The organism is Mycobacterium sp. E2479 (genome assembly GCF_001667925.1).
Taxonomy (GTDB): domain Bacteria; phylum Actinomycetota; class Actinomycetes; order Mycobacteriales; family Mycobacteriaceae; genus Mycobacterium.
The window spans coordinates 17810-42179 of record NZ_LZJR01000025.1 but is presented as its reverse complement, the minus strand read 5'-3'; the positions used below and the strand labels follow the sequence as shown (position 1 = coordinate 42179).

Here is a 24370-nt window from a genome sequence, read left to right as displayed (position 1 = left end):
GAGCAGACCCGGGCACGAATCGTCACCGCGGCGATGCGGTGTGTGGCCACGGTGGGCTATACCCGGGCGACGATTCGTCAAATCGCCCGTACCGCGAACGTCACCAGTGCCAGCCTCTATAACTACTTTGCGAACAAGGCCGAACTGATGGAGGCCGCCGTTGCCGCGCGGACCGACGTCGCGGTCCCGCGACTGCGACAGGCGGCCGCCCGCCCGGGCAACGCGATCGCACGATTGGAAGCGGTCCTCGACGAATCGGGCCGGCTGATGCGCGAATATCCCGACCTGGCGGCGTTCGAGTGGGTGATCCGGGTGGAGAATGCGATTGCCGTCGATGCCACGAGGACGGGCGAGTTTCACGCTTTCCGCGAGATCATCGACGGCATCGTCGCGGACGCATTTCGCGAAGGTGGGCTGGCCGGCCACGAGCACCGCGGTGGCAGGCGGTCGAAGCGCCCCGGATTGAAGGCGTTGCGCGACATCATCACCGAGGTCGTCGATGATGCGCAGGCGCAGGGCGCGCTGCCCGCCGGCACCGATGCGGGCGCCGCGGTGAATGCGCTCCATGCGTTGGCTCGCGGTCTGACGGAACGAGCGGCCAGTCTGGGCCCGGACGCTTATGCCGCCACGCTCGATTCGGCTAAGGGGCTACTGCGGGGAACGCTGTTCACCGACGGCCCTCAGTGAGTCGCCCAGAGTCCACAACGCCACCCCGAGCAAAACCAGATCCTTGAGCAGGAATTGGCCTGGCAGCGCCGAGAGCACCGGAAGACCGTGGGCGTACGCCATGACCACCCCCGGCGTGGTGAACAGGAAACTCAGCGTGCCCGCAAACAGCACCACCGCCAGCGCGCTGCCCGCGGCCGAGGCCCGCGGCCACCAAGGTCGTAGCGCGATGAGAAGGGCGGCAACGATTTCCATCGTTGCGAGTGCGCGCGCGACGAAGGTGACGCTGAAGACGTCATAGACCCAGCTCATCAGGGGGCTGTGCTGAATGAGCACGCGCGCTTCCATTTTCACGTACTTGCCCACCCCGATCCACGCCAAGACGAGCACCAGGCCGTAGCGGCTGACGATGTGGCCCCACCGGGTCAGTGCCGGCACCGCGGGTGGCGCCAAGGTTCGTTCGATCATCGGGCGAAGTCCTTCCGGAAACTGAAACGCGAGCAACCACCCAACCCACGGTTCAGGCCCCGAGAGCGTTCACATCCGCAACCGCTCAAGGCCGGCGACGATGAGCCGCAACCCGAACACGAATTCGTCGGCCAGCGGGACTGGCAAGTCATCGGAGACGGTGACGGTCGCGGGAAAGCGCGACGGATCGAGCCTGCGAAACTCCGCCGAGAGTTCGTCGTCCCGTCGATCGCCGTGGGCCGTCACTGCAGACACCTGTATCGCAAAGCCCAGGACGTAGCGCGCCAGCGTCGCGTATGCGTGGGCCGCGACCGCCGGCGGAAAACCGTTGTCGAGTAGAACGGCCAAACAGCGCTCACGATTGGCCAACGCATTCGGGCCCATTGGCGTGTACTCGATCAATAGCGGCGCGGCATTGCCATGCCGGCTCAGCGCCTCGAACATGTGCTGCGCGAACAAGGTACAAGCGTCTTGCCACGGCAACGCTGCGAGTTCTGCCGCGTCGATGTCGACCTCCCCGAGTATGTGGTCGATCACCAGCGAGACCAGCTGCGACCGATTGGAGAAGTGCCGGTACAGCGTGGCGGTACCGGACTCCAGGCGCTGCGCGAGCGACCGCATGGACAGCGCCTCGGGACCTTGTTCGTCCACGAGTTCGACCGCCGCGGCCAGGATGCGGTCCACCGGCAGGGGCGGGCGGCCGCGAGAACGGCGCGGCGGATTGGTGTCGCTCACATCATTCAAGGTCGCGTTCCTGCCGGTTGACATCTCGACATATTATGAACACACTGTATCCGTAAATACACGTGCGCGAACACCCTGACAGCAAGGAACTTTCGCCATGCTCCTCCCCTTGGCGGCAGAGCCCTTCACCGCTCCCACCGATCGCGACATGCTTCCCTCCGAACGGCGCGAGTTCGTGCGCACACATCGCACCTGCGTGTTCGGGTACCGCCGCCGCAACGACGGCCCTGCCATGTCGATCGTCTACTACATCCCCACCGACTCCGGCGAATTGCTGGTCTCCACCATGGCCGGTCGCGGCAAGGCTCGCAGCGTCGAACGCGAGCCGAAGGTGAGCCTGTGCATCCTCGACGAGCGATGGCCGTTCGCGTACCTGCAGGTCTACGCCGACGCCACCATCGATCAAGACCGGAATCTGACAGTCGACGTGATGATGGCGGTTGGTGGCCGGATGTCCGGTGAACCACTCGGCGACGACGCCCGCCCACACATCCGGGAAATGTGCGAGCGTGAAAACCGGGTGGTCATCCGCTGCCGGCCCTACTCCACTTTTGCCACGCCGCCGCGCCATCTGCATCGCAACGACCAAGCTAAGGAGCTCAGCCATTGGGTGTCCCGCGTAATACCTTGGGACGCAGCCGATCCGGCGGGCTGATCAACCCGCGTAGCGGTCACGCAGCTTGCCCAGCGTCGCTTCGATGCCCGAGGCGTTCGCCTTGGCGAAACCCATCCGCTCGTAGTACTTCAGCTTGTTCTTGAGCGCACCGGCGTCGCGGTAGTCAAACGTCTCGGTGACGGTTGTCTGCGTCGGAGATAGCGCCTCGAATTCCCACCGCCAGCGGTGGCCCAACGGATGACGCCATTCGACCAGTTCGTTCGGGGTCAGCGCGGTGATCGTGCTGGTGATCCGGTAGGGAACGCCGAACATCTTCATGTGCGTCGAAAACTTTGATCCCTCAACGAGTTGCGGGGGCACACTGATGTTGTCGCGCACCGTGCCAGACCCGTCGAGTTCGTGGTGACGGCGCGGATCGGCGACCATGGCATACAACTCCGCGGCCGGTGCGGCCACCTCGACCCTGCGGCTCACCTGTCGGGGTCCTCGATCGACAACCGTGACGGTCATTGAGAATCTCCTTCCGCTACCCGGCAGCGTAACCGGTCTCGTTCTCCTGATTGGGAGTGTTCGGCACCCCCGGAGACAGCACGACGCACGCCGTCCAGAACCCCGAGTGGTCGGCCCGGCGACCTCTTCGCGCAACACGACGACGGGACTACGGCATGCATCTGCGGGGCCTGCACAAGCCCCCGTTGCCCGACGGCATTGCCCAGCCCGAAGACATCGCTGACGCCTTCGCCTGGCTGGCCTCCGACCAATCGAGATTGGTCCCCGCAAGCCAGGTTTCGGTCGATATCGGTGTCGGCTATGTCTGATCTGAGTCTGAGGTGAGGTGTTACGCCCACGCGGCGGACCGCACCTGCGGCAACGGGCCGCTTCGCCGAGCGGGCAGAATGGAATGGTCAAGACCTGCCGGCGGATAGCGAAGGAGCGGCATGCCCACCAGCGAATATCGTGTGAGCGGGATGAGCTGCGGGCACTGTGAGGCCGCAGTCCGCAGCGAGGTGGCCCAGATCCCCGGCGTCGACGACGTGAGGATCAGCGCCACCACCGGCAGGCTCGTCGTCACCAGTACGCAGCCCATCGATGCCGACGCCGTGCTCGGCGCGGTCGACGAGGCCGGCTATGAGGCCGTCTTGGTCGCATGAGCACGCCCCCGCGAGAAATCCACGAGGGCGCCCTTTCCGGTGCCGGGGCGACCCGGATCGAGCTGGCAATCACCGGAATGACCTGCGCCTCCTGTGCGGCCCGGATCGAGAAGAAGCTGAACAAGCTCGACGGCGTCGCCGCGACCGTCAATTACGCCACCGAGAAGGCGGCCGTTACGGCTCCGGCGGGCTACGACGTGCGGATTCTCATCGGCGAGATCGAGAAGGCCGGTTACGCCGCAGCCTCGTCGCGGCCGCAGCGCCGCGACGACGGGGCCCGCGCCGGCCAGGATGATCCCGAGCTGACCTCGCTGCGCCGGCGTCTGATCACCGCCGTCGTCCTGGCCGGCCCGGTCATTGCCATGGCCATGTTCCCCGCGCTGCAATTCCCGCACTGGCATTGGGTCTCGCTGGCCCTGACCGCTCCGGTCGTCGTATGGTGCGGCCGGACGTTCCACGCGGCCGCCTGGAACAACCTCAAACACGGGGTGGCCACCATGGACACCCTCGTCTCGCTCGGCACCCTGGCGGCATTCCTGTGGTCGATTTACGCCCTGCTTTTCGGAACGGCGGGCCAACCGGGCATGCAGCATGCCTTCGAGCTGACCGTCGGGCGCGACGACGCCCCGTGCCATGTCTACTTCGAAGTCGCCGCGGGTGTAACGCTGTTCGTCCTCGCCGGCCGCTACTTCGAGAAGCGTTCCAAGCGGACGGCGGGTGCCGCGCTGCGCACGCTCATGACACTGGGCGCCAAGGACGTCGCCGTGCTGCGCAACGGGGTCGAGGCCCGTGTCCCGATCGAACACCTCGCGATCGGCGACGAGTTCGTCGTGCGTCCCGGGGAGCGGATCGCCACTGACGGGATCGTCGTCGCGGGTTCGTCGGCGGTGGACGCCTCCATGCTGACCGGCGAGTCCTTCCCGGTCGAGGTCGGCGAGGGTGACGCCGTCACCGGCGCCACCGTCAACGCGGGCGGCCGGCTCGTCGTCCGCGCCACCGGGGTCGGCGACGACACGCGGCTCGCGCAGATGGCCAAGCTCGTCGAGCAGGCTCAATCCGGCAAGGCGCCGGTACAGCGCCTCGCCGACCGCGTCTCGCGGGTGTTCGTGCCCGTCGTCATCGCGCTGGCCGTGGCGACCCTGGCCGGCTGGCTCGCGGCGGGCGTCGCGCTCACGACCGCGCTGACGGCGGCCGTCGCGGTGCTGATCATCGCCTGCCCGTGCGCGCTGGGGCTGGCGACTCCGACCGCGTTGCTGGTCGGCACCGGCCGCGCCGCGCAGCTCGGCGTGCTCATCAACGGGCCCGAGGTGTTGGAGTCGACCCGCAAGGTCGACACGATCGTGCTCGACAAGACCGGCACCGTCACCACCGGCAAGATGACCCTGGTCGACCTGATCGCCGGCGCCGATACCGACCGCGCCGCTCTGCTGCGCTACGCCGGCGCCCTGGAAGACGCCTCCGAGCATCCCGTCGCGCAAGCAATCGCGCGCGGTGCCGCAGCGCAACTCGGCGCGCTACCGTCACCCACCGACTTCACCGGCGTCAACGGCAGGGGCGTGCGGGGCACCGTCGACGGTCGCCACGTCGTCGTCGGACGCGAGAGCCTGTTGACCGAATGCGGAATGCCCCTCGACGCCAGCCTGTCCGCGGCCAAGGCCCGCGCCGAGAGCGAGGGCAAGACCGCGGTGACCGTCGGCTGGGACGGCCTGACCCGGGGCATCCTGGTGATCGCCGACACGTTCAAACCGTCGAGCGCCGAGGCGGTGCGGCGGTTCACCGGCCTGGGCCTGACGCCGGTGTTGCTGACGGGCGACAACGCCACCGTCGCCGCCCGCATCGCCGGCGAACTCGGCATCGCGCAGGTCATCGCCGATGCGACGCCCGCCGATAAGGTGGCCGCCGTCGAACGCCTGCAATCCGAGGGCAAGGTGGTCGCCATGGTCGGTGACGGCGTCAACGACGCCGCGGCGCTGGCCGCCGCCGACCTGGGCCTGGCCATGGGCACCGGCACCGACGTGGCGATCCAGGCCGCCGACCTCACGGTCATCCGTGGTGACCTGCGCGCCGCCGTCGACGCCATCCGGCTCTCTCGGCAAACGCTGGCCACCATCAAAACCAACTTGCTGTGGGCGTTCGGGTACAACGTCGCCGCGATCCCCGTGGCCGCGCTCGGCATGCTCAACCCGATGTTCGCCGGCGCCGCGATGGCGGCCTCGAGCCTTCTGGTCGTCGCAAACAGCCTGCGGCTGCGCTCGTTCACCAGCGTCACCGCAGACGCGTGAAATGGAGAACGCGGGCCACGCGGATCTGGTGGGCCCACACGCGGAAACGGTCGGGGGGCGGGCCGCGATCGTATGGGATAGTTGGTCCGGCCGCCGCCTTCGGTGACGCCGACCGGCCCCTCGAAACTCACCTCACCCGCGCGCAGCGATCGATATAGCGAAGGTCACGACCGTTGGAGCAGTTCTTCGGAAAACTGTCCCTGTTGCACGGCTGGTTTCCGCCCGCCGTGCAGGGCCTGGCTCTGCTCGTCGTGGTTGTCGCGATCCAATGGCGCTCACCGAGCTGGCTCAAGCGGGTACTGCCGGTGGCGGTGATGGCGGCCGTCGCGGTGACCATGCTGGCCCGGTGGTACATCACCTCGCTCGGGGTGGCCGGCGACCCGGCACCGACGACGCTGTGGCTCTGGATCGCGATGAGCGGCCTGGCCGCCGCGGTGTTTTTGGTGGGCTGGCGGGGAATTCGCTGGTGGCGGCGGGCGGTGGCGGTGCTGGCGATACCGCTGTGCGTCCTGTGCGCGGGCATGGCGCTCAACGGCTGGGTCGGCTACTTCCCGACGGCACTCGCCGCGTGGAACCAACTGACGTCCGTGCCGCTGCCCGACCAAATAGACCGACTCCGGGTCACCGAGATGCAGGTCGCCGGGACCAGGCCGACCAAGGGCGTGGTGGTGCCGGTAGACATCGACGGCAACGGCCCTTCTGGCTCCCACTTCGCTCACCGCCGAGAATTGGTGTATCTGCCTCCCGCATGGTTCAACAGCAACCCGCCACCGCGGCTGCCGGCGGTCATGATGGTCAGCTCCGCCTTCAACACCCCGGCCGACTGGCTGGGCCCCGGCGGCGCCTTCACCGCCATCGACAACTTCGCCGCCGCGCACCACGGGTTCTCCCCGGTGCTGGTGTTCGTCGATCCCACCGGTTCCTTCGACAACGACACCGAATGCGTCAACGGCACCCGGGGCAATGCCGCCGATCATCTGACGAAGGACATCAAGCCCTTCATGGTGTCGAACTTCGGCGTCAGCGCCGACCGGGCCAACTGGGGCGTCGCCGGATGGTCAATGGGCGGTACCTGCGCCGTAGACCTGGCCGTCATGCACCCGGAGCTGTTCAGGGCGTTCGTGGACATCGCGGGCGATCGCGGGCCCAACGGCGGCTCAGCGGATCAAACCGTGGCCCGCTTGTTCGGCGGCAATCACGACGCCTGGGCCGCCTTCGACCCGGTCACGGTGATGACGAAGCACGGTCACTACGACGACCTGTCGGGATGGTTCGACGTGCCTGGGTCCGACGGTGCACACGACGTCGCGCCGGAAGGCAGTCCCGCCCTCATTGCGTCCAGCAGTGATCCGGCGGCCAACCCGGAAGGACAGGATGTCGCGGCGCACACGCTGTGCGCCGTCGGCGCCGCCAACGGCATCGCCTGCGCGGTGATCACCCAGCCGGGCAAGCACGACTGGCCGTTCGCGGCGCAAGCGTTTGCCACGGCACTGCCCTGGCTGGCCTCGACGCTGGGCACGCCGAATGCCGAACCGGTGCAGCTGCCGCAACGGACGGTTGCCGAACCGCGTTGATTTCGCCGGTCGGCTTGCATCGGTGACAATCGAGCTCGGCAATATTCACAGCTGACCCTCCCGTGACGAAGCCGACATCTGGGCACGGCGAATGGTACGGTTCGCGGCTGTGGCCTTGATGTTTTGCACCGGTGGCGGTTCCTGCGGGGACCCGTCTGGTGCGCCTGCCACGATGAGCGGGCGAATACTCGGGCTGAATTCGCTATTTCTGTCACCGCGTGATCATGTGATCGACGCACTCGCTTGTCAGTCATGAACCGCCGCCAGTTCCTGGGATCGCTCGCCGCGTCAGTCGTCGCCGGCGTAGGCGCTGCGCGGCTCATCGTCGATCCGCAGCCCCGCACGTTTGCCCAAAGCGCGGCGGCCGACATAGCGACTTCCGGCCCGACCGCCCCACAGGCCCTGTTGCCGCCCCCGCCGCTCAGTGCCCGCATCCCGCTGCCCGGCGGCGGGGCCCTGACGAAAATCCCCGGCGAGGGTGATCTGCTCGCGCTCACCGTCGACGACGGCGTCAACGGCGAGGTGGTGCGGGCCTACACGCAGTTCGCCAAGGACACCGGCGTACGGCTGACCTATTTCGTCAACGGGATTTACGACTCGTGGACCGAAAACCTCGACCTGCTTCGACCATTGGTCGACAGCGGGCAGATCCAACTCGGCAACCACACCTGGTCGCATCCGGATATGACCACCCTGCCGAAAGAGCAAGTCGCCGAACAGCTCTCGCGCAATGATGCGTTCCTGAAGAACACGTACGGCATCGGCGCGAAACCGTATTGGCGGCCGCCCTACGCGAAGCGCAACGCCGCCGTGGACGCGGTCGCCGCCGACCTCGGCTACAAGGTCCCCACCCTGTGGTCGGGCTCGCTGTCGGATTCAACGTTGATCACCGAGGAGTACATCGTGCAGATGGCCGATCAGTACTTCACGCCGCAGGCCATCGTCATCGGCCACCTCAATCATCTGCCGGTGACGCATGTCTATCCGCAACTCGTCGACACCATCCGCGAGCGCAACCTGCGCACCGTCACCCTCAACGACGTCTTCCTCAAAACGCCGTAGACCCTGCGCAATTCATCGGGCCGGACGGATGTTCTGGTTGATGTGGAAGAGGTTGCCGGGATCGTATTGCGCCTTGATTTCGGTAAGCCGCTGGTAATTCGGACCGTAGGTCGCCCGGACCCGCTCTTGTCCCTCGTCCATCATGAAGTTCACATAGGCACCGCCGGCCGAGTACGGGTGGGTGGCGTCCCAGTAGTCGACGGCCCAGTGTTTCAACAGTTCGGCGTTCGCGGGATCGGGGTCCACTCCGGCGATGACTTGCGAAAAGTTCACGTTCCGGTAGGCCCATGCCGTGTCTGTCTGGCCGACCCGGTGGACCGCGCCGTCGATGGGGTACAGGTGCATCGTGGAGTGCATGGTCGGCAATTCCTCCGTGAAGCGGGCGTGGGCGGCAACCGCGCCGTCGGCGATCGTCCGGAAAAAGTCTCCTCGCCAATACCATTGCAGCCCTTTGGGATACAGGCCATCGAAGGTGGACTGCAGCGCGGGGAAGGGCGCGGCACCGAGACCGTCGAAGGCTGGTTCCATTTGGCGCACCGGCGCGAACACCTCCTCGGCGGCCGCGGGATCACCCGTGTAGCACCAGACCACGGCACAGGCCTTCTGCAAGTGGAACGCCTCCGGGAACGGCGCCACGGGAGGGACGGTCATCGCCGCGAAGAATCCGTAGAGATCATCGTCCTGTGCCGGGATGAACTCGCGGTACCAATTGAGGATGTCAGCGGTGGCCGATGCGGGCCAGGCGGTGGGACCACAGATCACTGTGTGCACGGGATGGAGCCGGAACGTGAAAGACGTAGCCACGCCGAAGTTTCCGCCGCCCCCGCGCAGCGCCCAGAACAGGTTTGGGTGCTCGGATTCGGACGCCCGCACCACGCGACCGTCTGCCAGCACCAGCTCGGCCTCCACCAGGTTGTCGATGGTCAAGCCATGTTTGCGAGACAGGTAACCATGACCGCCGCCGAGGGTCAGGCCCCCAACCCCGGTGCTCGAGATGATGCCCGAAGGAGCCGCCAAACCGTGTGCGTGCGTCGCCCCGTCCACTTGAGCCCACGTTGCGCCACCTTCGACCCGGGCGGTGCGCCTGTCGGCGTCCACGTCGACCCGGTTCATCGGCGACAGGTCGATAACCAGCCCGCCATCGACGGTGCCGAACCCCGGCCCGTTGTGGCCGCCCCCGCGCACGGCGACATCCAGGTTGCGGGCGCGCGCGAATTCTATGGCGGCGGTGACATCCGCGGCAGATCCGCAGCGCGCGATCACCGCCGGCCGCTTGTCGATCATGCCGTTGTGCACGGCGCGCGCCTCGTCGTATCCCGGGTCGTCGGGCAGGATTACCTGCGAGCCGAGCCTGGCCCGTAGTTCATCGGTTGCGGTTGTGAGGCTCATCGCCCACACCTCCTTGTTTGCTCGCAAGTGTCGATGCCGCGACGCTACGAGGCCGGTGAGCCCGCGTCATGACCACAACCGAGCATTTCCGAGGCTTTCCACGATAGTCACATCTGACTATCGACCCACCCGATCGCTGCGGTTACGTTGTTTGCATGGCGCTGTGGGTGCCGCCGCCGCTCCCGGCCGAACTGATCGCTCGCCGCCGTGGCCCACTCGTGGGTCGCGCCGCGGAACTCGCGGTGTTCGAGCAGGCCTGGGAACGGGTGGAGCGGGGCAACCGCCAGGCGGTCTTCATCGGCGGTGAACCCGGGGCCGGCAAGACGCGCCTGGCCGCGGAGGTGGCCGGGTCGCTGTTCGACCACGGCGTCGCGGTGCTGGTGGGAGGTTCGACCGCGGATGAGGATCTGCCCTACGCGCCCTTCGCCGAGGCGCTCGATCGGCTGCTGATCGCTGGTCCGCCGGGTTCGATGGCCGAGCTACTGGACGACGTAGGGCCGCAGCTGCGGCGGCTGTCAGCGCTGGTGGGGCGGCACTTGCCCGACGTCGGCCCGGCGCCCGATGTCGGGGTGCAACGGCAGGCTCTGTTCGACGCGTTCACCGGCTTTCTGCGCCGGCTGGCGGTCGATCGCCCGGTCGCGTTGATACTCGACGACCTGCACTGGGCGCAGCTGCCTACGCTCGCGCTGCTCGAGCACGTGCTGATCGGCTGCTCCGATGTGCGGGTCCTGGTGGTGGTCACGTTCCGCACGACCGAGCCCGACCGGTCCGATGATCTCGCGGCCCGGCTGGCCGAGCTGCACCGGTTCGACGGGGTGCGGCGCCTGGACCTTGCGGGCCTCGACACCGAGGCGATCGCCGAGTTCGTGGCGCGGACCCAGCAGCTGGCCCCGGCGTCGGCACGCACGGCCGCCGCGATGCTGCGGGAGAGAACCGGCGGCAATCCGTTCTTCTTGACCGAACTGGTCAACGACCTTGAAATCCGCGGCGGCCTGGCCACATTGAGCACGCAGCAGACGGTCCCCGCCTCGATCGGCGACGCGATCGCCCGCCGCCTTGCCGGACTGGGTACCGGCGTGCGCGCGGTCATCGAGCAGGCGGCCGTGCTGGGCCAGACGTTCGACCTCCCGGCGCTCATCTCGACGTGTGACACGGAGGTCGGCGCGACACTGGCGGCGATCGATTCAGCCGAGGCCGTCGGGCTGGTCCGCGCGGTTCACGACTCCGACGGTGAATTCGCGTTCGTCCACGCGCTGACCCGTGAGTCGGTTCTCGGCGGGATGGCGGCCTCGCGGCTGCGGGTCATGCACGCGCGCGCCGCCGAGGCGCTCGAGGGCCGCGCCGACCCGTCGCTCGTTCCGCGCCTGGCCCATCACTTCCTGACCGCGCACGTGCTGGGCTATCACGAGCAGGCGCTGCGGTACGCGCGCCGGGCGGCCCGGATGGCCGAGCAGAGTTTGGCCTACGAGGACGCGGCGAAGTGGTTCGAGCGGGCAGCGTCGCTGCCGGAGCTCAATCTCACCGAACGCGCCCGCTTGCACCTTGACGCCGCCGCCAACCACGTGCGCGGCGGCTCGTTCGCGCGGGCACGGGTCATCTACGAACGCATCGGCGCGATGGACGATCCACTGATGCGGCTGGAGGCCGCCGTAGGCTACGAGGAAGCTAATTGGCGGCCAGCGCAGGCGAATTCGAAGGCGGCCGACTTGCTCGCGGCGGCGCTGGAATCCTGCGGACTGCAAGCCGACGACCCGCGCTACGTGCAGGCGCTCGCCAGCTTCGGGCGAGCGCTGGCCTTCGCCGGCGAAGCGGCGCGAGCCCGCGAGGTCGGCGCCGACGCGATCGCGCGGGCACGGGCCGTCAACGACGGCGCAGTGCTCCTGCATACGCTGAAAACTAGCCTGTGGCAAGGCCTCACGCCCGAGATGAGCGAAATCCAGGAGCGGCGCTCGGCCGAGGTCTCCAAGATGGCGTTGTCGCGTCGCGATTACGAGTCATTGGGCGCGGCGTCACATTTCCACGCCCTGGTCAGCTACCTGGCCGGCCGCCCCGATGGCCTTGCCGCTGCGACGGCCGACATGCGGCGCGCGGCCCAGGCGTGCGGGCAACCGGCTTTCGGGTTTGTCGGCGCCTGCATGGAGCAGGCGCTGGCCTACCTGCGCGGCGACTTCACCGGCGCCGAACGCTGGGCCGACATCGCTTTGCACACAGGCGATTTATTCGGCGCCGACGACACCGAAGGCTCGAACGGGGTGCAGATGTTCATGATTCGCCGTGAGACCGGCGACCTGAAGAAGTTCGGCAGGTTCATTGACGGCAGTGAGACGTTCACCGGCCGCTGGGTGCCCGGCCTGCTTGCCTTATATACCGAGCTCAACTGCGAACGGGGGATGACCCGTGCGCTCAACCAACTGCTCAACCGCAACCTCGGCGACCGCCTCGAGGACGCGCAGTGGCCGATGGAACTGGTGTTCATGGTCGAGGCGGCCTTGGAGCTGTCGCACCGTGAAGCGGTCCACGCGCTGCGCCCATTCGTCGCGCGTTATGCCGGAAAGAATTTGGTGGCGGGCCAGTTCGTCGCGCTGTTCGGCAGCGCCGACCGATATCTGGCCCGGATGGCGGCGCTCTGCGGGGACGTCGCCGCGGCCGAGCGGCACTTCGCCGCCGCGATCGAGATGGATCGCCGGATGGGATCGGTGGTGCATATCGCCGAGACCCTTGCCCGGCAGACGATGTTCGAGGCGGCGTGCGGTCGCACCGAGGACGCCCGCCGCCTGGCCGACGAGACGCGCGCAATCGCCGGTGCAATCGGCCAGACCCGGGTCGTCGAGCTGGTGGATTCGCTGCGGACAACTGGTCCGGACGGCCTCACCGAGCGGGAGGTTGAGGTGCTGCGGCTACTAGCTGAGGGGTTGAGCAACCGGGCGATCGGCGAACGCCTTTTCATCAGCACCAACACCGCCGCAAACCATGTACGCAACATCCTGATCAAGACGGGGGCGGCGAACCGCACGCAGGCGGCGATGTACGCCTCAGATCACGAGCTTCTCGGGTAGCGTGTCCTCAGATTTCGGACAGGGCCCCGTCCGGCGTCAACCGCTCTTTTACTTCGACGACGGAGTCGGCAGGTAGGCCTGCGCGTGCGGCCGCCAATCTGATGGCCTCCGGTGACGGCGCCTCATACAGGCAGTAGGTCTTTCGTTTGTCCGCCGACAGGAACGAGTACATCCAGCGAACGCCCGCTTCGTCGTTGATCCGGTTGATACCGTCGGCAACTTCGAGGTCCGGTTCCAGTTCCTCGGCGAAGTTGCGCTCGACCATGAAGATGGGCACGGCGGACTCCTGTTCACTGTGTTGGGTCGAGCCTAAGGTCTCAGCGTCAATCGCGACATAGAAATTCCCGCGGGTGTCACTCCCCAGCCGCCTCGCCGGGATCGGCGAGCAACATCTGTAAGGTCTCGCGCAGTTCACCCATTCGCTGCCGACCCAGGACCCGTTCCCATCGCCGCTCCAAAGCGACCGCGTTCGAACGCATTACACGCAGGGCCTGTCGGCCCCTCGGTGTCAGCTCGATGATTCGGGCTCGCGCGTCTAAGGGATTGGGCACTCGGGTGACGTAGCCATGCCGCTCCAGCCCGGCGATCGCCTGGGCGACCGCCTGCCGGGTCACTTGGAGTCGATCGGCGAGCTCCGATGCGTGCAGCCCGCCGGCAGCCAGCGGCACGAGCGCGCCCGCTTGCGCCGGGCGGATCCCGTCAAGTCCCGTCGCGGCAAACGCCGCCCGCAATCGCGGCCCCCCCGACGCGGCCAGCAGATTCACCAGTGCGGGCACGGTGGGCTGCCAATCGGGCTGCAGAGGGCGTCGCATGAAACGAGTGTGCCATCCCGACGGAGATTGACAAGTTACTTGTCAAATGCAACATCGGCTGCCACGATGACGGCATGCGATCGCTTCATGGCCGGGCCGTCAGCGTCAGCCTCATCGCCGTCCTGGCTGCCGTGCTGGGCGTAAGCCTTGGCTGCGGCGGCCACGCACTCGGCACGCCTGACTCGCAATCGATCCCGGTCGGGCAATCTACACACAGAATCCAGTCGGGCGGCATCAGCCGGGCCTTCCACCTGTACCGACCCCCGGGGTTGGCCGACGCCGTGCCGGTGGTGGTCATGCTGCACGGTGGCTTTGGTAACGGCGCGCAGGCCGAGCGCTACTACCACTGGGACGCCGAGGCCGATAACGGGCATTTCCTGGTCGCCTACCCCGACGGCCTCAACCGGGCATGGAACGCCGGAACCTGTTGTGGCGAACCCGGACACCTCAACACCGACGACGTCGGCTTCATCAACGCCATGGTCGGCGCCATCGGACAGGAAATCCCGGTCGATCGCGCGCGTATCTATGTCACCGGTATGTCGAACGGCGCCATGATGGCACTTCGAATGGGCTGTCAGTCTGATACTTTCGCGGCGATCGCCCCGGTGGCCGGCACCCTGCTGACGGACTGCTCTGGGGCACGGCCGGCATCGGTTCTACAGATCCACGGCACCGCCGACGACAGAGTCCCGTATGACGGCGGCGCTGGAAAAGCCGTCGCGGCCAACGGATCTCCGCGCGTCGACGGGCCATCGGCAGAATCCGTCAACGCCACCTGGCGCGCCATCGACGGATGCCGAGCGCCGAACTCAACCACCTCGGGCGCCGTGACAACGCAGACGGCGGACTGTGCCGACGGGCGTACGGTGGAGCTGATTTCGGTGGCCGGGGCCGGCCATCAATGGCCCGGCGGCGAGCCGAGTCCCCTGGCTGAAAAGGTCGCCGGAATTCCGGCGCCGTCGACGGCGCTCGATGCAACGGACACCATCTGGCGATTCTTCAGCCAGAAACATCGGTAGCCCAAGCCATCTCCGAGATCGAGACCATGCCGGCGCGCCCGGTCACCACGTCGTTCCGTTTCCGGACCCGCGCTCCATTGATGCACGCCGCGCCCACGCGGCCCGAGGGTTTCGGTCGGCGGCCGCCGCCGAACCTTACCGCGCGTCGAACATTGCGCCGATGAGCCGGTGTAGCACCTGTCCGGTTTCCCGGCGGGTCCGTTTCGGGTCGTCAGCGGTCGCGATGACCATGGCCGCCTCGTCGAGCGCGCCGATCAGCACGTGCGCCAACGGACGGACCGGCTGCTCGGCCAGTTGGCCGGCCCGGATCGCCTCGGTGAGCATCTGCTCGGTCATGCCCAGGCTGTAACGCTGGGCGACATCGCGGAATTCGGCCCAGCCGAGCACGCTGGGCGCATCCAGCAGGATCAACTGGCGTACTTCGGGATCGCCGGAGACGTCGAGCCATGCGTCGACCGCGGCCCGGACCGCCTCCGCCGGCGTGGTGGCTCCGGACTCGGCCACCACAACGGCCATCCGCGCCATCACGTCCTGCTCGACAACCTCGACGACCTCGCGGAATAGCGCTGCCTTGTCGGCGAATTGGTGGTACATCGCACCTCGGGTCACCCCGGCGGCGGCGGCGATCTCCGGCGTCCCCACCTCGGCGTAACCACGCTGCCCCCACAGCCGGCGGGCAGCGGCGATCAGCGCGTCGCGGGTCGCCGCGGAGCGCTCTTCCTGGGTCCGTCTCTTGATTTCCATACAACCTGTTGGTAACTTACGAACAGGCAGCCTGTTTGTAAGTGTACCGCTGAATTAGGAGTTTGTTATGTCGACGATCGACATTAGTGCTGGAACCATCCATTACGAAGCAACCGGACCCGTGGATGGCAGGCCGGTGGTCTTCGTGCACGGATACATGATGGGCGGGCAGTTGTGGCGCCAGGTCAGCGAACGCCTGGCCGCTCGCGGTTTGCGCTGCATCGCCCCGACCTGGCCCTTGGGCGCGCATCCGGAGCCGCTGCGCCGCGGCGCCGACAAGACCATCACCGGTGTGGCCGGCATGGTCGCCGAGGTGCTCGCCGCTCTCGACCTGCAGGACGTGGTGCTGGTCGGCAACGACACCGGCGGGGTTGTCACCCAGCTGGTGGCTGTGCACCATCGCGAGCGGCTGGGTGCGCTCGTGCTCACGAGTTGCGATGCGTTCGAACATTTCCCGCCGCCGATCCTGCGGCCGCTGCTCCTGGCCGCCAAGTCGAAGACGTTGTTCCGCAGCGCGATTCAGGCGGTACGCGCGCCGGTCGTGCGGGCACGGGCGTTCAACGGCCTGGCACATAGCAACATCGATGACCTCACCAAACTCTGGGTGCGGCCGGCGTTGTCGCTTCCGGCGGTCGCCGAGGACCTGCGGCAGTTCACGCTTTCGATGCGCACCGAGGTGACGACGACGGTAGCGGCCCGGCTGCACGACTTCGACAAGCCGGCGCTTATTGCCTGGTCGGCCGACGACCTGTTCTTCGAGCAGGAAGACGGGCCGCGGCTGGCCGCGGCCATCCCCAACGCCCGCCTTGAAGTCATCTCAGGGGCCAGGACCTTTTCCATGGTCGATCAGCCCGACCGCCTCGCCGATCTGCTCTCGACTGTCGCGGTGCGCACCTGACCGAGCGCCCGCAACGCTACCGCGGCGGTTCCCACCGATCGCGGTAGCGTTCTGGCCATGTCAGATTCGACGTCTCCCCTTCTTAACAGGCGGATCCTGGTCACCGGCGGCGCCACCGGCATCGGCGCTGCCGCCGTCGGAGTCCTCGCGGCGGCGGGAGCCAAGGTCGCGGCGACTCATCACAAGACACCACCACCGGACGGCCTCGCCGCCGAGTGGTTGCAGTGCGACGTGCGCGAGGCCGAGGCCGTCTCGGCGATGGTTGGTGAGGCAGCGCGACGCCTCGGTGGACTCGATGTGCTGGTGAACGCCGCGGGGTTGTGGCAAGCGGGGATTCCCGGCTACATCGGCGCCGACGAGATCTCGTTCCTGTTGGACACCAACGTCAAGGCGACAATCCTCACCAACCAGGCTGCCTATGCGGTGATGAAGGACCAACGACCCAAGGGCGGTCGCATCATCAACTTCGGGTCATCGGAAGCCGTGATGGGCAGCCCGATCTCGGCCGTCTACGCCGCGACCAAGGGAGCGGTGCAGGCGTGGACGCGGTCGGCCGCCAAGGCCTGGGCTTCCGACAACATCACCGTCAACGCCCTTGCGCCCGCGGTGCAGACGCCGGGTGCCGACCGGCTGCGCGATTTCCTCGGACCTGACGCCGCGGCCCTGATCGACCAGCAGATGCAAATGATGATCCCGCTCGGCGGCACCTTGGGCGATCCCGCCCGCGACCTCGGTCCGATGCTGGCGTTCCTGGCCGGACCCGGGTCAGGGTTCATCACCGGTCAACTACTGGCGGTGGACGGCGGCCTGATGATGGTGGGGGGATAGGCAGCCCACGGCCTTGGCCATGATGGCCAATCACACTGAACGACAACAGCTTTAATCGCTATCCTTCGACTTGGCCGGCTGACCGCCGCGACGCCGGCGACCGGGGATGCGGATCGACCGTGACCGTGAGACCGCGCGCCGATATCCACGCGCCCGGTTCCGAAGCAGGATCAGCGACCTGTGCAACTCAAAAAGCATGGGGCAATGATGGCGGTTGAATGCGAACAGGATGGCTATACGCGCGGTCCTCGATCGGGAATCCTGGGTGACACAGGAGGGAAGTTTCCACAACACGAGGGGTGCACGGCGTACGGCCGCGGCCCGGGCGGTCGCGGTTTCGTCGGCGGGCACGAGGTCGGAGCTCGGCCGCCCGGTAGCATAAGACGGACCGTCTCGTCTCGTAGGGCGCGGTGAAATGAGGATGAATCCGACGGATGGCTGACGACACGATTCAAGCGCTGCTGCGCAAGCGTTTATCGGATCCTGGAGTCGCGGTGAAATACCGTGACCTGCAGTGGACTTGGCGTGAGTATCTGGCAGGCGCCACGACGCGGGCCGCCGCCCTGCTGGCCGCCGCCGACCCACAACGGCCGATGCACATCGGCGCCCTCCTGGGGAACACCCCCGAGATGGTCAGCCAGATGGCGGCGGCCGGGCTCGGCGGATACGTCCTGTGCGGCCTGAACACCACGCGGCGCGGTGCGGCGCTGGCCGCCGACGTCCGGCGCGCGGACTGCCAGTTTGTCGTCACCGACGCCGAACATCGGCCGCTACTGGACGGCTTGGATCTCGGGCCGACCCAGATCCTCGACTCCTCGACACCGCAATGGAGCGAATTCCTCGGCGCCGCAGGGGAGCTGAAACCTCACCGCGAGGTCACCGCGATGGATCCCTTCATTTTGATCTTCACCTCGGGGACGAGCGGAAATCCCAAGGCTGTGCAAGTATCACACCTCATGGCGACGGTCGCCGGCCTCAACCTGGTTCAGCGCTTCGCCCTCACCGAACACGACACCTGCTACGTCTCGATGCCGCTGTTTCACTCCAACGCGGTCGTCGCCGGATGGGCGCCCGCGGTCTGCTCCGGTGCCGCCATGGTGCCCGCCAAGTTCTCGGCGAGCGGTTTCCTCGACGACATCCGCCGCTACGGCGCCACCTACATGAACTACGTCGGGAAGCCGCTGGCCTACGTCCTCGCCACCGCGGAACGCGACGATGACGCCGACAATCCCCTGCGGGTGGCCTTCGGTAACGAGGCCAACGACAAGGACATCGACGAGTTCGGCCGCCGCTTCGGTGTTCAGGTCGAGGACGGCTTCGGCTCCACCGAGAATGCGGTCATCGTCATCCGCGAGGAAGGCACCCCCAAGGGCTCGATCGGCAAGGGTATGGATGGGATCTCGATCTACAACAGCGACACCGTCACCGAATGTGCGGTGGCCCGGTTCGACGCCGACGGCGCGCTCGTCAACGCTGACGAAGCGGTCGGCGAGTTGGTCAACACGGCGGGTTCGGGTTTTTTCACCGGCTACTACAACGACCCGGACGCCAACGCCGAGCGTCTGCGCCACGGCATGTACTGGTCCGGCGACCTGGCCTACCGCGACGCCGACGGCTGGATCTACCTGGCCGGACGCACGGCGGATTGGATGCGGGTGGACGGCGAGAACCTGGCCGCGGCGCCGATCGAGCGAATTCTGTTGCGCCACAGCGCCATCAGCCGGGCCGCGGTCTACGCCGTCCCGGACGGTCACGTCGGTGATCAGGTGATGGCCGCGATCGTGCTCAACGACGACCACAGCCTCGCGCCGGAAGAATTCGCGGCGTTCCTGGACGCGCAACCCGACCTGTCCCCCAAGGCCCGCCCGCGCTTCGTCCGCATCGCGGCCGACCTGCCCAGCACCGCGACGCACAAGATACTCAAGCGCGAGTTGATCGCGCGGGGAACCGAGGTCGGGGCGGGAGAGACGTTGTGGGAGCGCGAACCTCGGGGGACGGCTTACACGGCTAGTAGCGATCGCAAGGGCGGCACAGCCGGGCGCAGCGGGTCGCTACCAACGGCTAGTAGCGATCGCAAGGGCGGCACAGCCGGGCGCAGCGGGTCGCTACCAGCAGCTACGCGCGGCTCCTCGGTACCCGGCGCCGGATCTGACCCTTCGACCGCCGCACCCGCTTGACGGGGTCTCGGGTGGTGCCGCCGGCGATCTCGTCGCGCAGCTGCGAGATGTTGGAGATCTCCGCGTACAGCCCGCGGATCGCATAGTCCAATACCGCGAAGGAGTAGCGCTGCGCGGGGTCATCGGTGATGCCGAGATCGATCGAGCGCTGGCGCGACCACAGCGCCTCGTCCAACCGGGCCCGGGTCGCGTCGAGGTGCCGGTCCAGGACGTCGAGGACATGTTCGGGGTCCTGGCCGCGGGCCAACCACGTTTTGAGGATGACGGGGTGTTTGATGACCACCCGGTCCTGACCCGGGAAGTGCTGGACCCAGCGGCGCAGCGCGTCGAGGCCGGTATCGGTGGTCTCGTACAAGGTGATGGCTCGCTTGCCGGATTGTGCGCCGGTCTCGCTGACCATGCCCCGCGCCAGCAGGCGGGTCAGCTCCCGCCGCACGTGACTGACCGACGGTGACCAGTAGAAGTGGCCGACCGACAGTTCGGCGCGCATCTTGATTTCACCGGCGGTGAGTTGTTCGTCGTTGGCCGCCAGCACGCCCAGGACCAGGTAGGCGGTGACCGGCAGGCCGTTGCTGGTTCTGGGGTTCACGAACTGTCCGTTTCCGCGGAGGTGAAGTACGGAAGGGTCACGCCGGGGCCGACGCCGTGGAACTGAACGCGCACCCGCATACCGATATCGAGGTCTTCGGGTGTCACGCCGACTACATTGGTCAGCATCTGATAGCCCTCGTCCAGGTTGATGATCGCCGGGGCATAGGGCGATTCGAATTCCGCCGTCACCGGCCGATAAACGACTGTCCAGCTGTAGATCTCGCCGCGGCCGCTGCCCTGCCGCCAGCTGATGTCCTCCGAAAGGCATTGCCGGCAATGCTCGGTCGGCGGGAAGTTCGCCGATCCGCAGGCCGCGCAACGCTGGTAGCGCAGCTCGTGTGATCGACATCCTTCCCAGAACGGGCCGCTGACGTGGCTGCTCGCGTGCGGGACAGGCCCGTTCTGGGGCCGCAACGGATCTGAAGTCACCGTGGTTCATCTCCCAGAATCAGGACCGTCGTGAACAGGGCCCCCGCTCCCCCGTTGCTGCACAACGCGATATGGGCATCGGGGACCTGCAGGCCGCCGGCCTGACCGCGCAGCTGCTGCACCGCGCGGATCGCCCTCTGCATCATTTGCGGATTGGCCCCCGCATGGCTGAACGACATGGTTCCCCCGTCGGTGGTGATCGGATGACTGCCGTCGATCGCGATGTGGCCGTCGGCGACGAACGGGCCGCCCTCGCCGTCGCCGCAGAAGCCGAAAGCCTCGAGTTGGCGGATGATTTCGAACGAGAACGGGTCGTAGAGTTCTAGCACGTCGACGTCGTCGCGGCGCAACCCGGCGTGGTTGAACGCGCACTCCGCGGCGCGCCGACCCACCACACCGTTGACGTGATCGCCGCGCCGGCCCGAAAGGTCATATGCCGGTGGGTGCTGGTAGGACGGGCCGTGGAAATCCGCCCCACTGCCCAGCACATAGATGGGTCGGCCCGCAACGTCGACTGCATCGACGTTCGCGACGACGAGGGCGCACCCTCCTTCGGAGGTGGTGGCGCAATCCAAGAGATGGAACGGATCGGCGACGGGCCGCGACGCGGTGATGTCGTCCGGGCCGAACGGCCCCCGGTCGTAATAGACGGCTTCGGGATTGCGGGAGCCGTTGTTGCGGATGGTCGCTGCCACCATCGAAAGTTGTTCGCGCGTCGTGCCGTAGACATGCATGTGCCGCCGAGCGATGAGCGCGAACTCAGCGGCGGTGAACATGCCCCAGGGAGCGACGAATTCGTTTTCGGGCCGGGTCCAGGGGGCGGTGGCCTCGTGGTCCCGGTACTCGCCGGCCTGGGCCGCGACCAACACCACCACGTCGGCCATGCCGTGCTCGATGGCGGTGACCGCTTCGGTGATCATGCCGACACCGAAGGCCAGGCCCTGCCAGGCCGGTCCGATACGCAGGTCGTAGACCAACGACGTCGACTGCGGGCTGGCGCTGATGCCGTCGACGTCGTCGAGAGTCAGGCCCGCATCATCGAGTGCGCCCAAGATCGCCTTGATCGCCAGGCCGCGCGAGGTTTCGCCCTCCAGGCGGCGCCCCTGCCGGGTGTTGTGTACTCCGACGATCGCCGCGGTGCGCTTCGCCGCCGTCACTGACATCCCATTCCGTTCCAGCCCTTCAATTTTCGTCCGCGACGACACCCAAATACGTGCCGCGGACTTCGTATCGACGCCCGTCGCGGGTGATGGTGCCTATCGTCGTGGCGCGCGCGTCACCCTTTCCAACGCCGGCCACCGAACCGGTTCCCACGACATCGATGCGCACGTCCACCGGCCGTGCCGTCTGTGGATCGGTGATCTCGACGACCATCGCGACCGCGCGCTCGTCGTCGTCCCATTCGACGCTGGTGATGCGGTGGCGGGCGGTCAACTCCATCACCACGGAGTCCTGGCGCAGCAAAAACCGCACTGGCGCACACAGCTCTCCGGCCCGGGGCGGCACGCACAGGCTGACCGCCATGTCACAAACCCGCCGGCCGGGCGCTGACAGTTCCGGATTCCCGCAACGCGGAAAGGTCGGCCCGGCTGTGCCCCAGGACCTCGGTCAGCACTTCCTCCGTGTGTTGGCCGTAAAGCGGCGGTATCCGCCGGATCCAGCGCCGCGGCCTGCCGAGGAATGCGAAAGGCATTCCGGTGCACAGAAAGGAGCCCGCAACGGGATGGTCGACCGTCTCCCAGAAGCCGCGGTCTTGCAGCTGCGGATCGGTCAGCAGCGCCGCGGCCGGTGTGACGCGCGCGGCGGCCACCCCGGCGGTTCGCAGCGCATCGACGGCCTCGGCCACCGACTGCCCTGCGGCCCAGGCGCCGATCAGTTTGTCGACGTCGTCCGCCCGCTCCGCCCAGCCGGTTTCGTGCAGCCCGGGTTGCCCGAGAAGGCCGGCCAGCGATGCGCGGGCGACGTCATCAATCGCGGCCAGCGCGACCCACTCGTTCTCACCGCGGCAACGGTAGACCCCTTGGGGGCACGCCCCCGGACCGCGGTTCCCACTGCGGCGCATCGTAATTCCGTTGCGGGAATACTCGACCAGCATTTCGGCCGCCACGTTCAACGCGGCCTCGACCATCGTCGACTCCACCTGCATTCCGCTGCCCCCGCGGTCGCGGATCACCAGCGCCGCGACTGCGGCGAAGGCGGCGTGCAGGCCGGCGATCGGGTCGCACACACCGCGCGGGATCACCGGGGGGCCGTCGGCGTGTCCGGTCATCCACGCCATGCCGGTTGCCTGTTCCATCGTCTGGGCGAAGCCGACCCGATCACGCCAGGGGCCATCGAGGCCGAATGCGGGCATCCGCACCATGATCGCGCGCGGGTTGGCCGAACGCACCGCATCCCATTCCAGGCCGAAGTTCGCCATCACTCGAGGGGAGAAGTTCTCGATGACGAGATCACTCGCGGCGATGAGCTCGAGCGCGAGCTTTCGTCCGGCATCGATACCCAGTTCGATGCTGACGCCGCGCTTGTTGTTGTTGCTGCACAAGAACACCGGGCCCCATTCCCACCATTGGTCCCAGTCGAGCGGGCGACCGGCGGAGAACCTCATGCCGTCAGGGCGGCGCACGCCCTCGATCTTGATGACGTCCGCGCCAAGGGCGCCCAAAAGTTGGGTGGCGACCGGGCCGGCCCAGAAGGCGGTGAAGTCGGTGACCCGGACGCCGGACAACGGCAGTGCGTCGGCGCTGTCAGCGTGCGGCGACTCGGGACGCGCGGGCCATCGCACGCGCCCGTTATCGGCACCGAGTTGCGGCGCTTCGGCCGGCACCCCGGTCTTTATCGCGTCGCTGCGATACGGCACCCGCGGCGCCAGCACCCCAGCCGGCGATTCGACGAACACCCCGCGTTCGACGAAGTGGTCGATCTTGGGGAGCATCTCCGGAGTCGCGATGGGGGCCACCGGAATCCGGAAGGCCACGGCGAGATCGACGATCTCCTGGGTCGTCCGGCAGCCGGTCCATTCGGTGACCATGCCCAGGAACTCGTCGCGGCGCTCGACCCGCCCGGCGAAAGATGCCAATTCGGCGTCGTCAACCAGATCGGCGCGGTCGATCATCACCAGAAAATCCTGAAACTGTTGTGCGGTGATGGTGCAGAAGCCGACCATACCGTCGGCCGTCGGGACGATCGACGGCAGCTCCAAACTACGCTCGTGCAGCAGCGAATCGGCGCCGAGCACGCTGGCCGACATGGCGGACAGGCCGCCCATGGCGACCGCCATGGCCTCGTATGTCGAGACGTCGATGACCTCGCCGCGACCGCTTCGGGCGGCATGCCGGGCTGTCGCGGCAGCCACCGCGGCCGCGAACGTACCTGCCAGCCATTCGCCGAGCCGGCCGCCCGCCTGGACGGGCTCGTCGTCCGGCCAACCGCGGCCGGCGATCGATCCGCACAACGCTTGGAGGATGAATTCGTTGGCAACAACCTGATTTTCGACGTAGGGACCGGTGGTGCCAAATGGCGTGACGGCAACCACGACGGCCGACCCGGCGGTGTGTGCCGTGATGGCATCGAGCGTCCATCCGTCGGTGAGGTCGGTGACTATCAGGTCGGCGCCGGCCAGCAGCGAGCTGATTTCGGCCTGACCATGATTCACGACGGACTTCTTACCCGCAGCCAGATAGCCGAACAACGCGCCGGGCGGTCCGCCGGCCGACCAGCCGCGCACCGCGTCTCCTAGGGAGGACTCGACTTTGACCACGTCGGCACCGGCGTCGGCGAACATCTTGCCGCAGTATGACGCCGCCAGGCCGTTGCACAACTCCAGCACGCGCCAGTCTGCGAAGGGCGCCTCGGCTGCCACGC

General features: G+C 67.4%; 23 protein-coding genes and 1 pseudogene. 12 read left to right on the top strand and 12 right to left on the bottom strand.

Going from position 1 to position 24370, the window contains the following annotated elements; translation table 11 throughout:
- The coding region (locus A5686_RS03080; protein WP_231986264.1) for a TetR/AcrR family transcriptional regulator at window positions 1-687 on the top strand (687 nt) is incomplete at its 5' end.
- On the opposite strand, the gene A5686_RS03075 is transcribed toward A5686_RS03080, so the two are convergent.
- Together A5686_RS03075 and A5686_RS03070 are read right to left on the bottom strand one after the other, a co-directional pair.
- A complete protein-coding gene (locus tag A5686_RS03075) occupies window positions 649-1134 on the bottom strand; it encodes a YkgB family protein (RefSeq protein ID WP_067930881.1) in 486 nt (161 codons plus the stop codon). The genes A5686_RS03080 and A5686_RS03075 overlap by 39 nt on opposite strands.
- Before the next feature lie 69 nt (window positions 1135-1203).
- A complete protein-coding gene (locus A5686_RS03070) occupies window positions 1204-1902 on the bottom strand; it encodes a TetR/AcrR family transcriptional regulator (protein ID WP_082947444.1) in 699 nt (232 codons plus the stop codon).
- Between the two features lie 73 nt (window positions 1903-1975).
- Between A5686_RS03070 and A5686_RS03065 the strand changes: the two genes are divergently transcribed.
- A complete protein-coding gene (locus A5686_RS03065; protein WP_067930878.1) occupies window positions 1976-2533 on the top strand; it encodes a pyridoxamine 5'-phosphate oxidase family protein in 558 nt (185 codons plus the stop codon).
- On the opposite strand, the gene A5686_RS03060 is transcribed toward A5686_RS03065, so the two are convergent.
- On the bottom strand, window positions 2534-3004 hold the full coding sequence (locus A5686_RS03060; RefSeq protein ID WP_067930876.1) for an SRPBCC family protein: 471 nt from the start codon (window positions 3002-3004) through the stop codon (window positions 2534-2536).
- 152 nt (window positions 3005-3156) lie between these two features.
- Between A5686_RS03060 and A5686_RS26350 the strand changes: the two are divergent.
- The 5 genes and pseudogenes from A5686_RS26350 to A5686_RS03040 form a co-directional block, all read left to right on the top strand.
- Window positions 3157-3312: pseudogene (locus A5686_RS26350) on the top strand (SDR family mycofactocin-dependent oxidoreductase); the annotation flags it as partial.
- A gap of 120 nt (window positions 3313-3432) precedes the next feature.
- Window positions 3433-3645 (top strand): heavy-metal-associated domain-containing protein, encoded by a 213-nt coding sequence (locus A5686_RS03055; protein WP_067930873.1) that lies wholly within the window; start codon window positions 3433-3435, stop codon window positions 3643-3645.
- A complete protein-coding gene (locus tag A5686_RS03050) occupies window positions 3642-5927 on the top strand; it encodes a cation-translocating P-type ATPase (protein WP_067930871.1) in 2286 nt (761 codons plus the stop codon). The genes A5686_RS03055 and A5686_RS03050 overlap by 4 nt, the downstream gene beginning before the upstream one ends.
- Before the next feature lie 173 nt (window positions 5928-6100).
- Complete coding sequence (locus tag A5686_RS03045; RefSeq protein ID WP_067930868.1) at window positions 6101-7501, top strand: alpha/beta hydrolase family protein; 1401 nt, start codon at window positions 6101-6103, stop codon at window positions 7499-7501.
- 252 nt (window positions 7502-7753) lie between these two features.
- On the top strand, window positions 7754-8563 hold the full coding sequence (locus A5686_RS03040) for a polysaccharide deacetylase family protein (protein ID WP_067930865.1): 810 nt from the start codon (window positions 7754-7756) through the stop codon (window positions 8561-8563).
- A 12-nt stretch (window positions 8564-8575) separates the two neighbouring features.
- Here A5686_RS03040 and A5686_RS03035 read toward each other — a convergent pair whose 3' ends face one another.
- Window positions 8576-9952, bottom strand: coding sequence for an FAD-binding oxidoreductase (locus A5686_RS03035; protein WP_067930862.1), 1377 nt, complete (start codon window positions 9950-9952; stop codon window positions 8576-8578).
- 155 nt (window positions 9953-10107) lie between these two features.
- Here A5686_RS03035 and A5686_RS28260 point away from each other — a divergent pair, with 155 nt between their 5' ends.
- The gene (locus A5686_RS28260) at window positions 10108-13008 is read left to right on the top strand and encodes a helix-turn-helix transcriptional regulator (RefSeq protein WP_067930859.1); all 2901 of its coding nucleotides are present in this window, start codon (window positions 10108-10110) and stop codon (window positions 13006-13008) included.
- A 7-nt stretch (window positions 13009-13015) separates the two neighbouring features.
- Here the strand turns inward: A5686_RS28260 and A5686_RS03025 are convergent, their stop codons facing one another.
- A complete protein-coding gene (locus tag A5686_RS03025; RefSeq protein ID WP_067930856.1) occupies window positions 13016-13285 on the bottom strand; it encodes a DUF4242 domain-containing protein in 270 nt (89 codons plus the stop codon).
- A 76-nt stretch (window positions 13286-13361) separates the two neighbouring features.
- Entirely contained in the window at window positions 13362-13820 is a 459-nt protein-coding gene (locus A5686_RS03020) for a MarR family winged helix-turn-helix transcriptional regulator (protein WP_067930853.1), read from the bottom strand.
- 74 nt (window positions 13821-13894) lie between these two features.
- Between A5686_RS03020 and A5686_RS03015 the strand changes: the two genes are divergently transcribed.
- Window positions 13895-14842 carry a PHB depolymerase family esterase gene (locus A5686_RS03015; protein ID WP_067930850.1) on the top strand — a complete coding sequence of 316 codons (948 nt, stop codon included), beginning with the start codon at window positions 13895-13897 and terminating at the stop codon, window positions 14840-14842.
- A 135-nt stretch (window positions 14843-14977) separates the two neighbouring features.
- Here the strand turns inward: A5686_RS03015 and A5686_RS03010 are convergent, their stop codons facing one another.
- Window positions 14978-15586: a TetR/AcrR family transcriptional regulator gene (locus A5686_RS03010; RefSeq protein WP_067930849.1), complete on the bottom strand. Its 609-nt coding sequence runs from the start codon at window positions 15584-15586 to the stop codon at window positions 14978-14980.
- 67 nt (window positions 15587-15653) lie between these two features.
- Here A5686_RS03010 and A5686_RS03005 point away from each other — a divergent pair, with 67 nt between their 5' ends.
- The 3 genes from A5686_RS03005 (at window position 15654) to fadD1 (ending at window position 19489) form a co-directional block, all read left to right on the top strand.
- Complete coding sequence (locus A5686_RS03005; protein WP_067930846.1) at window positions 15654-16484, top strand: alpha/beta fold hydrolase; 831 nt, start codon at window positions 15654-15656, stop codon at window positions 16482-16484.
- Window positions 16485-16541: 57 nt separating this feature from the next.
- The gene (locus tag A5686_RS03000) at window positions 16542-17312 is read left to right on the top strand and encodes an SDR family NAD(P)-dependent oxidoreductase (protein WP_067930843.1); all 771 of its coding nucleotides are present in this window, start codon (window positions 16542-16544) and stop codon (window positions 17310-17312) included.
- Between the two features lie 434 nt (window positions 17313-17746).
- Window positions 17747-19489 carry a fatty-acid--CoA ligase FadD1 gene (fadD1, locus tag A5686_RS02995; RefSeq protein ID WP_067930840.1) on the top strand — a complete coding sequence of 581 codons (1743 nt, stop codon included), beginning with the start codon at window positions 17747-17749 and terminating at the stop codon, window positions 19487-19489.
- Here fadD1 and A5686_RS02990 read toward each other — a convergent pair.
- From A5686_RS02990 to A5686_RS02970, 5 genes are read right to left on the bottom strand one after another with little or no spacing between them, the layout of a single operon-like run.
- Window positions 19428-20078: a PadR family transcriptional regulator gene (locus A5686_RS02990; protein WP_067930838.1), complete on the bottom strand. Its 651-nt coding sequence runs from the start codon at window positions 20076-20078 to the stop codon at window positions 19428-19430. The genes fadD1 and A5686_RS02990 overlap by 62 nt on opposite strands.
- Entirely contained in the window at window positions 20075-20509 is a 435-nt protein-coding gene (locus A5686_RS02985; RefSeq protein WP_067930836.1) for a Zn-ribbon domain-containing OB-fold protein, read from the bottom strand. Before A5686_RS02985 ends, A5686_RS02990 begins: the two co-directional genes overlap by 4 nt.
- The gene (locus A5686_RS02980; RefSeq protein ID WP_067930833.1) at window positions 20506-21672 is read right to left on the bottom strand and encodes a thiolase family protein; all 1167 of its coding nucleotides are present in this window, start codon (window positions 21670-21672) and stop codon (window positions 20506-20508) included. The genes A5686_RS02985 and A5686_RS02980 overlap by 4 nt, the downstream gene beginning before the upstream one ends.
- Before the next feature lie 19 nt (window positions 21673-21691).
- Window positions 21692-22033: a hypothetical protein gene (locus A5686_RS02975; RefSeq protein ID WP_067930830.1), complete on the bottom strand. Its 342-nt coding sequence runs from the start codon at window positions 22031-22033 to the stop codon at window positions 21692-21694.
- Window position 22034: 1 nt separating this feature from the next.
- A complete protein-coding gene (locus A5686_RS02970) occupies window positions 22035-24368 on the bottom strand; it encodes a CoA transferase (RefSeq protein ID WP_067930828.1) in 2334 nt (777 codons plus the stop codon).
- Window positions 24369-24370 lie beyond the last annotated feature (2 nt).